We start from the raw sequence: 13,136 nt of genomic DNA on the forward strand, positions 1-13,136 counted from the left end.
TGCACCGCACACCAGGATTGAACGACTATTGCGAATGTGATCACACGGGCGAAACATGGCGGAAGTGGGCCGCGCCCTCGCGGGCGGGCCATGCAAAAACGGAGGAACTGGGGCATGGCGGGCAACCGGCCGGCGCGGATCGAGCGCTACGACGATTTCTTTCCCTACTACCTGCAGGAACATGCGAAGCCGGCGACCCGCGGCTTTCACTATGTGGGCACGGGCCTGACCTTCGGCTTCCTCGCCGGGGCCATCGCGACGGGTAATTTCTGGTGGCTGCTGGGGATGCCGCTGGCCGGCTATTTCTTCGCCTGGCTCAGCCATTTCGGCATCGAGAAGAACCGGCCGGCGACCTTCACCTATCCCTTATGGTCGCTGGTTTCCGATTACCGGATGTTCTTCCTGTGGCTGACCGGTCGGCTGCCCCGCCACCTGCGCGCGGCCGGGGTGATCGACTGAGCGAAAGCCGAGGCAGGGGCGGACCGATGGCCGCGCCCCTGCCCCTTTGCCATCAGAAGGTCAGGCCGAGACCCGCCGTGACCCCGGTCTGGGCGCCATCGTCATGGCCGATGCGGGTGCCGATCTCGACATAGGTGCCCACCCCCTCGCCAAGGCCAAGGGAAGCGCCGAGCCGCGCCCGGCCATAGGAATCATCCGCATCGGCGAATGTCACCTTGCGCGCGACACCGTCGCCCGCGGCGCGCACGACCACATCCTCCGGCCGGCCGTCGGCCAGTTCCTGGACATAGAGCAGCGAGCCGTAGGGCGACAGGGCGAGACCGCCGCCGAGCGCGACGGTGCCGCGCAGGCGGACACCCGCCGTCGCCTCGGCCGAATCGAAGTCCATCGCCTCGAAGGCCAGGGCGGTGCGCAGGCTCTGGTCCTCCGCATAGCCGCCGACCCGGTAGTGGGCATAGTCGAGGCCGACCACGGGGCCGAGGGCGAAACCGCCCAGATCGAAGTCATGCCCACCCTGCAGCCGGGCGCCATAGCTCACGGCATCGGTGTCATAGGCGAAACGTTGGTCGAGCAGGGTCGCGCCGAGGCCCGAAGTCATGTGGAAGGCGCGCGTGCCCGACAGGTCGCCATAGGCCGCGGACAGCGCGGCGAGCGCCCAGGGCGAGATGCCGGAGCCATAGAGCGCGCTGACACCGCCGGTGACCGAGGTCGACGACAGGCTGCCTCCCGCTCCACCGTCGTCGCGATTGCGCGCGACCTGAAGATCGGCGGCCAGATTGAACAGCGGCCCGACCTGATAATCTCCATGGACGAGGGCGCGGCCCGAGGCGGCGCCGTCGATATCCAGGCGGTCATCGAAACCGCCGGACGGCGCCAGCCCCCCTTCGATGCCGACCGACAGGGTGAAGGCGCCGACATCGCGCGGATGATCGAGGATCGACAGGGACAGCCGGTCGACCGCGGCGTCGAAGGCATCGCCATAGCGGACGACGTGATCCGCCGACAGATAGGCGGTGGAGCCGCCGGACGAGGCGGAGGCGAGAAGATCGGCCCCGGTCAATTCGACCAGCAGCCGGGTCAGCAGCAGGGAATAGGCCTCCAGCCGGTCGGGGATGCGATCTTCGCCGAAGGCGGCGGTCAGTACCTCCCAATTGTCGAGGGCGGGATTGTGCCAGGTCGCGCCCCCCGGGATCGCCGGGTTGGTGGTCTGTTCGTAACCGTCGAGATCGCCGATGTCCCAATTGGTCGATTCGAGCCAGAGCACCGGAATGTCGAGATCCTCGAACACGGCGGCGTCGGAACAGCAGCCGGTGTCGACCGGATAGTCCGGATTGAGTCCGGGATTGCTGCGCAGGTCGATGCCCAGTTCATCGGCGATGGCGTGGATGCGCGTCCAGTAGGACTTCAGCGCCGGATTGGCGAGGTAGTTGTAACCGGCATGGGCATACATGAAGTCGCCGGTGATCAGGCTGTCGATATTGATCATGCCCTTCAGGTTGGCCAATTCCTCCGGCGTCAGCGAATCGCGATACGCCTGCGAGCCTTCAAGGCCCGTCTCCTCGGCGCCGAAGGCGTTGAAGACGAGGCCGGTTTCCAGCGACAGGCCGGACATATGGGCGGCCAGTTCGGTCAGCACCGAGGCGCCCGAGCCATTGTCGTCCACCCCCTGCAGCGCGGGTCCGGTATAGCCCGCGCGCTGCGGCGCCGAATCGAAATGCGCCCCGACGAGGATGAAGTCGCTGCCGGTGCCCGCGATGCTGGTGATCACATTCTGCGAGGTCAGGCCGCGCCGCGTGGTGAAGGACTGGCGCGTGACGGAAAGACCCGAAGCCTCAAAGCGGCCGACCATCCAGTCCGCCGCGCCCTCGAAGGCGGCAGTGCCGGTGTGACGGCCGGCGTAAGTCGTCGTCAACGTCTCCAGCGTGGTCAGGGAAAACGCGCCGAATTCGTCGGCCAACGCCGATGGAGCGGCGGCAAAGGGCAGAACCGCGACCGCGAGGCCGCGCAGGATCGACTTGCGCATGGATACCCCCAGTTAACCCCGGCCGCGCCCGCGGAGCCGAAAGCCCGGCTTTCGCGCGACCCCGCCCCGGAAACCCCTCTCCAGGCTGGACACGACCGTCGGGTGAGCAAAACAAAGGCAACAAAACTCGCCTGCCCAACAGACAGGCAATTCATTGGACGGTGTTCCCGCGCCAAATCCAAGCGCAAATTTCAGGAAGCCGTACCGAACACCCGGCGGCGTGGCGATCGCGCTGGCCACCCGCTGCGCGCGCCCGCATAATCCGGCGGACCGCGATGCTCAGATGGCCCCGAGTCCAGGAATGCAGATCTACCTGCCTATTGCCGAGTTGTCGGTCGACGTTTTCCTGCTCCTCGGTCTCGGCGGTGCGGTCGGTTTCCTGTCGGGCCTGTTCGGCGTCGGCGGCGGCTTCCTGATCACGCCCCTGCTGATCTTCATCGGCGTGCCGGCACCGGTCGCCGTCGGCACCGGCGCGCAGCAGGTCGTCGCCACCTCGGTCTCGGGCGTGATCGCCCATTGGCGGCGCGGCACGGTCGACGTGCCCATGGGGCTCGTGCTGACCGCGGGCGGCCTCATCGGCTCCGGCCTCGGCTCCTGGGCCTTCGCCGCCCTGCGCAAGGCCGGCACGGTCGATGTCGTCGTCGCCATATCCTATGTGATCTTTCTCGGCACCATCGGCAGCCTGATGTTCATCGAAAGCGCGGGCGCGTTGTGGAAGCAGCGCCGGGGCACCGCGCGGCGGCGCAAGCTGCACCAGCACAGCTGGCTGCACGGGTTGCCGCTGAAGCTGCGTTTCCGCAAGTCGCGGCTCTATATCAGCGCCCTCGTGCCCATGAGCGTGGGCTTCCTGATCGGCATCCTGTCGGCGATCATGGGCGTGGGCGGCGGCTTCATCCTGGTGCCGGCGATGATCTATATCCTCGGGATGCCGACGCAGGTCGTCATCGGCACCTCGCTGTTCCAGGTCATCTTCGTGACCTCTTCCGTCACCTTCCTGCAGGCCTGGGCCAATCAGTCGGTCGACATCTTGCTGGCCATGATCCTGCTGGTCGGCTCGGTCGTCGGGGCGCAGTTCGGCACCAGAGTCTCGGTCCGTCTGAAGGGCGAGCAGCTGCGCGTCCTCCTCAGCCTTCTCGTGCTCGCGGTCGGCATCCGCCTCGCCGCCGACCTCCTGGCGGCACCCGCCGAACTCTACTCCCTCAGCCTGATCGGGGGCCGGCCTTGACGCGCCGCGCCGCTCTGCTGTTCTGCGCCCTGTTGCTGGCGCCCGCCGCCGCGCGGGCGGACAGCCTGATGACCGACCTGTCCCAGCGCCTGATCGCCATCACCTCGAGCTTTACCGGCTCGTCCATCCTCGTCTTTGGCGCGGTGGTGCCGGACGGCCCGGGCAAGCGCGATGTCGTCGTCGTGCTGCGCGGGCCCGACCAGTCGATCCGCGTGCGCAAGAAGGAGCGGGTCTTCGGCATCTGGGTGAACAACGAAGCCCTCGCCTTCGAGGGGGTCCCCGCCTTCTATGCCGTCGCCGCGACGAGGCCCTTGGCCGAGATCGACGCCGGGGCGGACTTCGCGCGGCATCAGATCGGCCTCGACGACCTGAAACTGCGCGAGCGCAGCGCGAATGGCGCCGAGGAGGAAAAGCCCGAGACCCCGGACTTCCGTGCCGCCATCCGGCGCCTGAAACTCGGTCAGGGGCTTTATGCCAGCCCCATGTCGCCGGTCACCTTCGTCGGCCCCAACCTGTTCCGGGCGGAATTCCAGTTCCCGTCCAATGTCCCCGTCGGCAGCTACAAGGCCGAAATCTATCTGTTCAGCGATGGCGACCTGGTCGGCGCCAATTCCTCCGCGCTCTTCGTCGACAAGACCGGGCTGGAGCGCTGGATCTACAAATCGGCCATGAATTACCCCGCGCTCTACGGTCTCGCCGCCATCGCCATCGCGGTCGGCATCGGCTGGACCGCCGCCCTCGTCTTCCGCAAGGCCTGATCCCATGTTCTTTATCCTCGCCAAAGTGTTCTGGCTTCTCGCCGCGCCGCTCAACCTCGCCTGCCTGCTGGCGGCGATCGCCCTCGTCACCCGGCTTCTGCGCTGGCGCCGGCTCGCGGCGGCGGCCTTGTGGAGCGCGGGCGCTGTGCTGCTGCTCGCCGCCGCGACGCCCGCCGGCCCCTATGCCGCCCTCGCTCTCGAGACCCGCTTCCCGCCCCATACGGAGTTGCCGGCGGAAATCGGCGGCATCGTGGTGCTCGGCGGCTCGCTCGACACCGATCGTTCCGTTGCCTGGAACATGCCGATCGTCGCCGACGATCCCGACCGCATCACCGCCCTCGTCACCCTCGCCCACCGCTACCCGCAGGCGCCGATCATCTTCGCCGGTGGCTATGGCGGCCTCGGCAGCGTCGAGAAGACCGAGGCGCCCTTCGTCGCCGAACTCCTGACCGGCATGGGCTTCGATGTCTCGCGCATTCGCTTCGACCCCAATTCGCGCAATACCCGCGAAAACGAGATCGAGGCGCGCAAGCTGGCCGGCGCCGATTACGCACAGAAACCCTGGGTACTGGTGACCGGCGCCATGCATATGCCGCGCGCCGTCGGCATCTTCCGCCTCGGCGGCTGGACCGTGCTGCCCTGGCCCGTCGACCCGGTCACCTTCGGCCCCGACAGCCCCTGGCAGCCGCTGAACTTCGGCCAGACCCTGGTGCAATCCACCCGCGCGCTGCGAGAGTGGATCGGCCTCGCCACCTATTACGCCGCCGGCTACACGTCCGAACTCCTGCCGCAATAAGACCTCGCCACAGCGGTGAGGCATTTTCGGCGCATATATATAACACTATACTCCAGTTATTATATTTTTATTGACTGATAAATTATGTATCACTCTATTAAACACACGACATTACAGGCCATCCCTGCCTGGCCAGCTTCGACGCCGTGATGTCCGCGCCTGCGTGACGGGCGTCATCCTTGTTTCTCGTCGGAGTTTCACCATGTTTCGCCCCTCCCCGCTGACCCGCCGCATCGCGGCATCCGGCTTCGCCGCCGCGGCCATCGGGGCCGCCACCCCCGCGAGCGCCACCGTCGGTTACTTCGACCATGGCATCGGCATCCAGGCCAAGGGTGCCGGCGGTGCCGCCATCGCCTACCCCAAGGACAGCGTGGCGATCGGCGCCAATCCCGCCTCGGCCTTCAGCCTCGGCAATCGGGCCGATATCGGCATCGAATTGTTCCGGCCGGACCGTAATGCCGCCTTCTCGGGCAATTTCGCCGGCCCGGACGAGAGCTTCGATGGCAACGATACCGAGAATTTCCTGATCCCGGAGGCGGGCTATGTCCGCCGGCTGAGCGACACGCTGGCCGCCGGCATCGCGCTTTACGGCAACGGCGGCATGAACACGGATTATGGCCGCAATCCCTTCGGCCGCTTCGGCGCCACCGGATCGGCCGGGGTCAATCTGGAGCAGGCCATTCTTGCCCCCAGCATCGCCTGGCAGCCCGTGCCCGGCCATTCCGTGGGCGTGTCGCTGAACATCGCCTATCAGCGTTTCGAGGCGAAGGGCATCGGCCTCTTCGCCGGCTACTCGCAGGACCCGGCCCATGTCTCGGACCAGGGCACCGACCATTCGTTCGGCGCCGGGGTGAAGATCGGTTATCTGGGCGAGATCACGCCCTGGCTGACCATCGGCGCGGTCTATCAGTCGAAGACCTGGATGCAGGAATTCGACAAATATGCCGGCCTCTTCGCCGATCAGGGCGATTTCGACCTGCCGGCCAACTACGGCATCGGCTTCACGCTGAAGGCGCCCTATGGCCTCGACGTCACGGGTGAGGTCCAGCGGATCGAATATTCCGATGTCGGGGCGGTGGGCAATCCGGTGAACAGCCTGTTCGCGGGCGTGCCGCTCGGCGCCGACAACGGCCCCGGCTTTGGCTGGGACGATGTCACCGTCTTCCGCCTGGGCGCCAATTACCGGCTGAACCCGAACTGGCAGGTCCGCGGCGGCTGGGCCTATGTCACCCAGCCCATCCCTGAAGACCAGACCTTCTTCAACATCCTGGCGCCCGGCGTCGTCCGGCACCATTTCACCCTGGGCGCGACCTGGAACAGCGACGGCGGCCTCGAGATCAGTGCCTTCGGCTTCTACGCCCCCAAGGTCACCCTCGAGGGCGAGAATTCGATCCCGCCCGCCTTCGCCGGGGGCAACGCCGACGTCGACCTGTCGGAAGTCGCGGTCGGCGTCGCCGTGGGCTGGACATTTGGCGCCGGCCAGTAACGGCCGGCGCTGATTTTACGCGGCGAGGCCCTTGCGGGTCTCGGCGCAGATGTCCTGCAGGGCCTTGTCCGCCGCCTCGACCACGCCCGGCATCGAGATGAAACCGTGGATCAGACTGTCGCAGGACAGAAGCGTGACGGGAACGCCCGCCGCCTTCAGGGCTTCGGCATAGTCCCGGCCCTCGTCCTGCAGCGGATCGAAGCCGGCGACAACCACGGTCGCCGGCGGCAGGCCGGACTTGTCCTGCCACAGCAGCGGCGAGACCCGGGGATCGGTGCGGTCCACCCAGTCGGGCAGGAATTTGGCCATGAACCAGTGCATCAGGTCCCGGGTCAGCAGGAAGCCCTCGCCATAGGTCTGGTGCGACGGCCGCTCGCGCGAGATGTCGACCACCGGATAGATCAGCACCTGATGGCAGGGCAGCGGCAGGCCATACCATTTGGCCTGCTGGCAGACGACCGCCGAGAGGTGGCCCCCCGCGCTGTCGCCCGCGACGCCAATCCGCGCCGGATCGGCGCCGAAATCGGCCGGATTCCCGCTGATGTGGCGCCACGCGGCGACGCAATCGTCGATCGCCGCCGGATAGACATGTTCCGGCCCCAGCCGGTATTCGACCGACAGCACCTGGCAGCGCGCGACATCGGCGATGTAGCGGCAGGTCAGGTCATAGGACGGAATATCGCCAATGACGAAACCGCCGCCGTGGAAGAAGACCAGCATGGGCGCCGGACCGGCCGGCAGGCCTTCAGGGACATAGAGGCGCATGGGCACGTCGCCCGCCGGCCCGGGGGCCCGGCGCTCCTCGACCCGCGACATCTGGCGCTTGCGACCGCCGAAGCTGTAGGTCATGTCGCGATACATCTGCCGCCCGGCATCAAGCGGCAGCTTGTCGATGGTCGGCCGCTTGGCGGCGAGGGCCATCAGGAATTGCACCTGCGCGTCGAGGGTCTTGCCCTCGAGCTGGCGCGGCTGGCTCCCCGACAGCCACAACAGCCAGCGCCGGGGCAGCCGCACCAGCAGCGTGACCAGCAGTTTTTCGATAAAGCGGCGGATACCCACGTCCCGGTCCCCTCTGTTGTCTCTGGTTTCGATCCGCGATCGGTCAGCCGCGGTCGACCGTGCGCGCCGCGCCGCCGACCAGCAGATCGGTGGCGAAACGGGCGGTGTGAGCGACATCGCTGCCGCCGCTTTCGATCAGCCGCGCCGCGAGGTTCACGGCGATGCCATGCACGGTCAGGGTCAGCAGGTCGACGTCGGTACCCGGCGGCAGCAGGCCGCGCTCGACCGCTTCCGCCAGATCCTCGCGCAGTTCGTCGCGGCCCTCGGCCAGCTCCGGGCTCTCGAACACGGTCGCGATGGCGGCCACGTTGCGCCGGATCAGGTCGTAGGTCGGCCGGTCGTCGACGACATAGCGGAAATAGGTGGTGAAGGCGCCGTAGCAGAAGGCCTCGAAACTCTGGGCCGAACGGCGGTCGGCGCGCAGGCGCTGGCGGACCCGGCGGGCGCTGTCCTCGACCACGGCGCGGAACACCGCTTCCTTGGTCGGGAAATAATTGTAGAAGGTGCCGGACGCGAGCGAGGTACGACGGATGATGTCGCGCACCGTCGTCCCCTCATAGCCGAGTTCGGCGAAGACCTCGCGCGCGGCGGCCAGGATCTGCGAACGGTTCAGCGCCTTGGTCGCGGCCCTCTTGCCGGCCAACAGCGCATCCTCGCCCTCGTCCCCCAGATCGTCCTCGTCGAGTTCCAGTCCCCTCATCGCACCCCCGGCGCTACGCGCAATCAACACTTCAACCCCCACGGCCCCTTTGCCGGCGCCCTTGGCCCGTTTGCCGGGCAGCTTGTCGCGAAAAATGATACCTGCCCCGCCCGCGACGGCGAAGCCCAGCCCTTCGGCCCGGCATCATGTTCCCGAAAATGACGCTGCCGTCAAACGGATACGCTCCCGCCTCACCTGCCGGTGAAACGGGGCGGTCGCTTTTCGATGAAGGACTGCACGCCTTCGCGGGCATCGGCACTGGTGGCGAGGCGTTGCTGCACGGCGCCGAAGGCGGCGATGGCTGCCGCCTGACCTTCCGTCGCATAGGTCAGGGCGCTGCCCCTCGTGGCGCGAACCGCGAGCGGCGCCTTGTCGGTGATTTCCCCCGCGATGGCCAGCGCGCGGTCCAGGACTTCGGCCGCGGGCACGATCTCCTGGACGAAACCGATGCGGCGCGCCTCCTCGGCGCCGAATTCGCTGCCGGTCAACAGCCAGCGCATGGCATTGCCCCAGCCCGCCCGCTCGACGAAGCGGAAGGTGGCGCCGCCCGTCGCCATGATGCCGCGCTTCGGCTCGATCTGGGCGAAGCGGCAGTCGCTGCCGGCGACGACGATATCGGCCGCCAGCATCAACTCGATGCCGGCGGTGAAGCAGATGCCCTTCACCGCGGCGATCACCGGCTTGCTGCGCGGCCGGCCGCGCAGGGCAAAGGCATCGACCTTGTCCGGGGCATGGGGCAGGTCACCGCCTTTCGCCATGGCCGCGGCGAAGCGCGGCAGGTCGATGCCGCCGGTGAAATGCTCGCCATGGGCATGGAGGATGCCGACGAGAAGGTCGTCGTCGTCCTCCAGCAGCGTATAGGCCTCGTTCAGCGCGACGAACATTTCCGGTGTCAGGCCGTTGCGCTTCTCCGGCCGGTCGAGACCGATCAGCAGCACGCCTTCCCGCCGCTCGACACTGATGCGCCCGAATTGAGCCGTGGTTTCGCCCATGTTTCCTCTCCTTCTCTCGCCGTGCCGCGTCTTTCGCGCTGTTCGGCCTTGCTTCCGATAGCGCATTCCGAAGGCCAGCAAAACGTGCAAATCAGCCATCGCTTGTCGCCCCGGCCCCGCCTCGCTAGTGTCGCGCCCGAGATCCGCCGAAAGTCGTCCATGTCCCGTCCGATGTTCCGTCCGACGTCCCGCGCCATCCTCCTCGTGTTCGCGCTGCTGGCGGCCCTCGCCGGCACCGCGCCGCTCCGCGCCCAGGACAGCGCCGACAAGCCGCTGGCCGGCGCCCCCATGCCGACCGACGGCCGTCAGGTCACCAGCCAGATCGCGACCTGGAGCGGCCAGCTCGACGATATCGAGAAGCAGATCGGCTCCGGCGACCTGTCCGACCAGGATCTGACCGAATTGCGCCGCGAGGTCGACGCGACCGTGACCGCGGCCAAGGCCCTCGCCGATCTCGCCAATGCCGCCCTCGCCGACAAGCGCCAGCTGCTCGACGCCCTCGGCCCGCCGCCGGCCGACGACACCGCCAAGGAAGCGCCCGAGGTGGCCCGCCAGCGGGCCAGCCTGAACGGCGAGATCGCCGATCTCGACGGCAGGGCCAAGCGCGCGCAGGTGATCGCCACCAGGGCCGAATCCGTGCTCGGCATCGTCGTCGAGACCGCGCGCCAGCGTCTCGCCGCCCGCATCCTGGCGCGGGAAACCTCGCCCTTCTCGCTCGACCTGTGGCGCGAAGGCCTGCCCCAGACCATGGAGGCGCTCGCCGCCATCGCCGATACCCCGCGCCAATGGTGGGAAAGCGAGGGCACGCCCGATAAGGTCGCCGCCGCCTGGCCGACCGTCGTCCTCGTCATCGCCTTCGCCACCGTGATGGGCTGGCCGATCCGGCGCTGGCTGCTGCGCAAGGGTGGCCCGCGCATCGACCAGGAAGCGCCGCCCTACGGCCGCCGCGTGCTGGCGGCGACGGCGGCGGGCCTTGCCTCCTGCGCCATCCCGGTTCTGGCCATCGCCTCCATCTATGGCTCGCTCGAAGTTCATGGCCTGCTCTTCGGCGGGATCGAAGAGCTGGCGCGCGGCCTCGCCGTCGGCCTGTCGCTCTATTTCGTCATCGCCGGCTTCTCGCATGTCGCGCTGCAGCCGCATCTGCCGCAATGGCGCGTCGCCCGCCTGTCGGAGGAAAGCGCCGACACGCTGGACGCACGGCTGAAATTCCTCGCCGTCATTCTCGGCCTCAACAGCTTCATCTGGATCGGCTTTCATCTGGGCGGCGCGGGCGATGCCTTCCGCACCATCGTCAATGTCTTCATGAACGGCACCCTCGCCTTCGGCCTGTGGCCCATGCTGGGCGACCGGGCCTGGCGCCGCAGCGAAGCGTCGATCTCGATCGAGGCGACGGGCGGCGAAGTGGTCGATCCGCGGAAATACGCGACCGCGCGGCGACTGCTGCGCCTGCTCGTGCTCGCCATTCCGGTGACCGCGGCCGCCGGCTATTATAATCTGTCGGACTATATCGCCCGCAACATCATCCTGGCGGGCCTGCTGTTCGGCCTGTTCTCCGCGCTTTCGACCATTGTCGGCGAACTGACGGCGGCGATGCTGAACGCGCAGGGCGGCTCGCTGCGCAAGGTCAGGGCCGCGCTCGGCTTTTCCGACGAAGGCGGCGGCATTGCCCATTTCTGGATCACGGGCTTCTTCAACGTCGTCCTCGCGGGCGCGCTGTTCACCCTGTTCCTGCCGAGCGCGGGCGTGCCCCGGGACGATATCGCCGCCTTCTTCGAGACCGGCATTTCCGGCGTCCATATCGGCAATTTCACCATTTCCTTCACCGATATCCTGCTCGCCATCGTCATCTTCATCGTCGCGCTGCGTCTGACGCGCATGGTGCAGGGCCTGCTCGAGCGCCGGCTGCTGCCGCAGACGAGGCTCGATACCGGGGTGCAGAATTCGATCAAGTCGGCGGCGGGCTATGTCGGCACCACCATCGGCATCCTGATCGCGGTTTCGGTCGCCGGCATCGACTTCTCCAACATCGCGATCATCGCCGGCGCCCTCTCGGTCGGTATCGGTTTTGGCCTGCAGAACATCGTGAACAACTTCATCTCGGGCCTGATCGTCCTCGTGGAGCGGCCGGTCAAAGTGGGCGACTGGGTGATCATCGGCGGCAACGAGGGGGTCGTGAAGCGCATCAACGTGCGCGCGACCGAGATCGAGACCTTCAAGCGGGCGACCGTGATCGTGCCCAATGGCGAATTGATCTCGCAGTCGATCGTCAATTACACGCTGCACAACAAGATGGGCCGGGTCGACATTCCGGTCGGCGTCGCCTATGGCACCGACCCCGCCATGGTGGAAAAAGTCCTGTTCGAGGTCGCGGCCGCCCACAAGGCGGTGCTGTCCTTCCCCAAGCCCCGGGTGCTGTTCCAGAATTTCGGCGCGAGCACGCTCGATTTCGAACTGCGCTGCTTCGTCGCCAATGTCGAGGAAAGCCTTGCCGTGCGTACCGAGCTGATGTTCGCTGTCGAGCGCATTTTCCGCGAACGCGACATCGAGATTCCCTTCCCGCAATCGGACATCAACATCCGGGACCGCGACATCGAGAAACTCGCGATGCTGCTCGACCGCATCATGGGGCGGAGTGGGGAAAAGGGCGGCAAGGACGCCGGGCAGAGGCAGGACAAAGGCGATGAGTGACGATACGCCCAAGCTGATCGGCGAATTGATCGGCGACAACCTGCAGGTTCTGCTCAGCGCGATCCCGTTTTCCATGGCGACCGGCATGAGCGTGGCGGGCGTGGGTCCGGCCCGCGCCACCCTGACCCTGCCCTGGCGCGAGGATTTGGTGGGCGATCCGCGCAGCGGCATCCTGCACGGTGGCATGATCACCGCCCTGATCGACGCCGCCTGCGGCACCGCCGTCATCTGTTCGCTGACCAAGATGATCAGCATCGCGACGCTGGACCTGCGCATCGACTATCTGCGGCCCGCGACCCCGGGCGAGACGGTGATCGTCGACGCCGAGGTCTATCGCTCGACCCGCAGCATCGCCTTCGTCCGCGCCCTCGCCCATCATGGCGACAAGGACAGGGCGGTCGCTCATGCGGTCGCCACCTTCATGCTCGGCGCCAACAAGGCCCCGATCAACCGCGGCATCGCCAGCGAGGTTGCGCAGAATGCCTGATCGCGCCCCCCTTCCCCCGCTCGTGCCCCTGAACAACGACACGCTGGAGCGCCTGCTGCAGGCGATTCCCTTCGCCCGTCTGCTCGGCATCGGCGCGACCACCGGCGACGACGGCAAGATCGTCGCCCGGATGCCCTATGCCGACCATCTGATCGGCAATCCACGCCTGCCCGCCCTGCACGGTGGCACCATCGGCGCCTTTCTCGAAATGACGGCGATCGCCCAGTTGCTGGCCGACATGGCCGGCCCCGGGATGCCGAAGACCATCGACATCACCATCGACTATCTGCGCTCCGGCCGGCCACGCGACACCTTCGCCCGCGCCATCGTCGCGAAGCACGGCCGGCGAGTCGCCAACGTCCGGGTCGAGGCCTGGCAGGACGACCCGACCCGGCCGATCGCCACCGCCCATGGCCATTTCATGCTGCCGGAAACGCCGGACGCGGCACCGGAAGCCTGAGGG

The 13,136-nt window shown here is 67.3% G+C and carries 12 protein-coding genes; 8 read left to right on the forward strand and 4 right to left on the reverse strand.

From position 1 onward, the window contains the following. The first annotated feature begins 114 nt into the window (after nucleotides 1-114). Nucleotides 115-459, forward strand: a complete 345-nt coding sequence (locus tag DKG74_RS13525) for an Mpo1-like protein (protein WP_109906662.1) — start codon at nucleotides 115-117, stop codon at nucleotides 457-459. 52 nt (nucleotides 460-511) lie between these two features. Here DKG74_RS13525 and DKG74_RS13530 read toward each other — a convergent pair whose 3' ends face one another. Continuing rightward, a complete protein-coding gene (locus DKG74_RS13530) occupies nucleotides 512-2,482 on the reverse strand; it encodes an autotransporter domain-containing protein (RefSeq protein ID WP_109906664.1) in 1,971 nt (656 codons plus the stop codon). 301 nt (nucleotides 2,483-2,783) lie between these two features. On the opposite strand from DKG74_RS13530, the gene DKG74_RS13535 reads away from it, so the two are divergent. The 4 genes from DKG74_RS13535 to DKG74_RS13550 all read left to right on the forward strand — a co-directional run bounded on the left by DKG74_RS13535 (nucleotide 2,784) and on the right by DKG74_RS13550 (nucleotide 6,747). Continuing rightward, nucleotides 2,784-3,707 carry a sulfite exporter TauE/SafE family protein gene (locus DKG74_RS13535; RefSeq protein ID WP_109906666.1) on the forward strand — a complete coding sequence of 308 codons (924 nt, stop codon included), beginning with the start codon at nucleotides 2,784-2,786 and terminating at the stop codon, nucleotides 3,705-3,707. Then, entirely contained in the window at nucleotides 3,704-4,465 is a 762-nt protein-coding gene (locus DKG74_RS13540; protein ID WP_109906668.1) for a TIGR02186 family protein, read from the forward strand. The genes DKG74_RS13535 and DKG74_RS13540 overlap by 4 nt, the downstream gene beginning before the upstream one ends. 4 nt (nucleotides 4,466-4,469) lie before the next feature. Continuing rightward, entirely contained in the window at nucleotides 4,470-5,261 is a 792-nt protein-coding gene (locus tag DKG74_RS13545) for a YdcF family protein (protein WP_109906670.1), read from the forward strand. A 202-nt stretch (nucleotides 5,262-5,463) separates the two neighbouring features. Continuing rightward, the gene (locus tag DKG74_RS13550) at nucleotides 5,464-6,747 is read left to right on the forward strand and encodes an OmpP1/FadL family transporter (protein WP_109906672.1); all 1,284 of its coding nucleotides are present in this window, start codon (nucleotides 5,464-5,466) and stop codon (nucleotides 6,745-6,747) included. A 15-nt stretch (nucleotides 6,748-6,762) separates the two neighbouring features. Here the strand turns inward: DKG74_RS13550 and DKG74_RS13555 are convergent, their stop codons facing one another. The 3 genes from DKG74_RS13555 to DKG74_RS13565 form a co-directional block, all read right to left on the reverse strand. Beyond that, nucleotides 6,763-7,806, reverse strand: a complete 1,044-nt coding sequence (locus DKG74_RS13555; RefSeq protein ID WP_165837675.1) for an alpha/beta hydrolase — start codon at nucleotides 7,804-7,806, stop codon at nucleotides 6,763-6,765. Nucleotides 7,807-7,849: 43 nt separating this feature from the next. Continuing rightward, entirely contained in the window at nucleotides 7,850-8,506 is a 657-nt protein-coding gene (locus DKG74_RS22065) for a TetR/AcrR family transcriptional regulator (protein ID WP_207779351.1), read from the reverse strand. A gap of 191 nt (nucleotides 8,507-8,697) precedes the next feature. After that, nucleotides 8,698-9,498: a crotonase/enoyl-CoA hydratase family protein gene (locus DKG74_RS13565; RefSeq protein ID WP_109906676.1), complete on the reverse strand. Its 801-nt coding sequence runs from the start codon at nucleotides 9,496-9,498 to the stop codon at nucleotides 8,698-8,700. Between the two features lie 159 nt (nucleotides 9,499-9,657). Between DKG74_RS13565 and DKG74_RS13570 the strand changes: the two genes are divergently transcribed. The 3 genes from DKG74_RS13570 to DKG74_RS13580 are packed head-to-tail and all read left to right on the forward strand — an operon-like array spanning nucleotide 9,658 to nucleotide 13,133. After that, on the forward strand, nucleotides 9,658-12,186 hold the full coding sequence (locus DKG74_RS13570; RefSeq protein ID WP_109906678.1) for a mechanosensitive ion channel domain-containing protein: 2,529 nt from the start codon (nucleotides 9,658-9,660) through the stop codon (nucleotides 12,184-12,186). Beyond that, on the forward strand, nucleotides 12,179-12,673 hold the full coding sequence (locus tag DKG74_RS13575; protein WP_109906680.1) for a PaaI family thioesterase: 495 nt from the start codon (nucleotides 12,179-12,181) through the stop codon (nucleotides 12,671-12,673). The genes DKG74_RS13570 and DKG74_RS13575 overlap by 8 nt, the downstream gene beginning before the upstream one ends. Then, nucleotides 12,666-13,133, forward strand: coding sequence for a PaaI family thioesterase (locus tag DKG74_RS13580; protein ID WP_109906682.1), 468 nt, complete (start codon nucleotides 12,666-12,668; stop codon nucleotides 13,131-13,133). Before DKG74_RS13575 ends, DKG74_RS13580 begins: the two co-directional genes overlap by 8 nt. Nucleotides 13,134-13,136 lie beyond the last annotated feature (3 nt).

The sequence above is a fragment of the Zavarzinia aquatilis genome, assembly GCF_003173035.1.
Taxonomy (GTDB): Bacteria; Pseudomonadota; Alphaproteobacteria; order Zavarziniales; family Zavarziniaceae; genus Zavarzinia; species Zavarzinia aquatilis.

What these genes read in the sequence shown, in the direction of transcription:
- DKG74_RS13525 (WP_109906662.1), top strand. Translation starts at nt 115, where the DNA reads ATGGCGGGCAACCGGCCGGCGCGGATCGAGCGCTACGACGATTTCTTT.
- DKG74_RS13530 (WP_109906664.1), bottom strand. Translation starts at nt 2,482, where the DNA reads ATGCGCAAGTCGATCCTGCGCGGCCTCGCGGTCGCGGTTCTGCCCTTT.
- DKG74_RS13535 (WP_109906666.1), top strand. Translation starts at nt 2,784, where the DNA reads ATGCAGATCTACCTGCCTATTGCCGAGTTGTCGGTCGACGTTTTCCTG.
- DKG74_RS13545 (WP_109906670.1), top strand. Translation starts at nt 4,470, where the DNA reads ATGTTCTTTATCCTCGCCAAAGTGTTCTGGCTTCTCGCCGCGCCGCTC.
- DKG74_RS13550 (WP_109906672.1), top strand. Translation starts at nt 5,464, where the DNA reads ATGTTTCGCCCCTCCCCGCTGACCCGCCGCATCGCGGCATCCGGCTTC.
- DKG74_RS22065 (WP_207779351.1), bottom strand. Translation starts at nt 8,506, where the DNA reads ATGAGGGGACTGGAACTCGACGAGGACGATCTGGGGGACGAGGGCGAG.
- DKG74_RS13565 (WP_109906676.1), bottom strand. Translation starts at nt 9,498, where the DNA reads ATGGGCGAAACCACGGCTCAATTCGGGCGCATCAGTGTCGAGCGGCGG.
- DKG74_RS13570 (WP_109906678.1), top strand. Translation starts at nt 9,658, where the DNA reads ATGTCCCGTCCGATGTTCCGTCCGACGTCCCGCGCCATCCTCCTCGTG.
- DKG74_RS13575 (WP_109906680.1), top strand. Translation starts at nt 12,179, where the DNA reads ATGAGTGACGATACGCCCAAGCTGATCGGCGAATTGATCGGCGACAAC.
- DKG74_RS13580 (WP_109906682.1), top strand. Translation starts at nt 12,666, where the DNA reads ATGCCTGATCGCGCCCCCCTTCCCCCGCTCGTGCCCCTGAACAACGAC.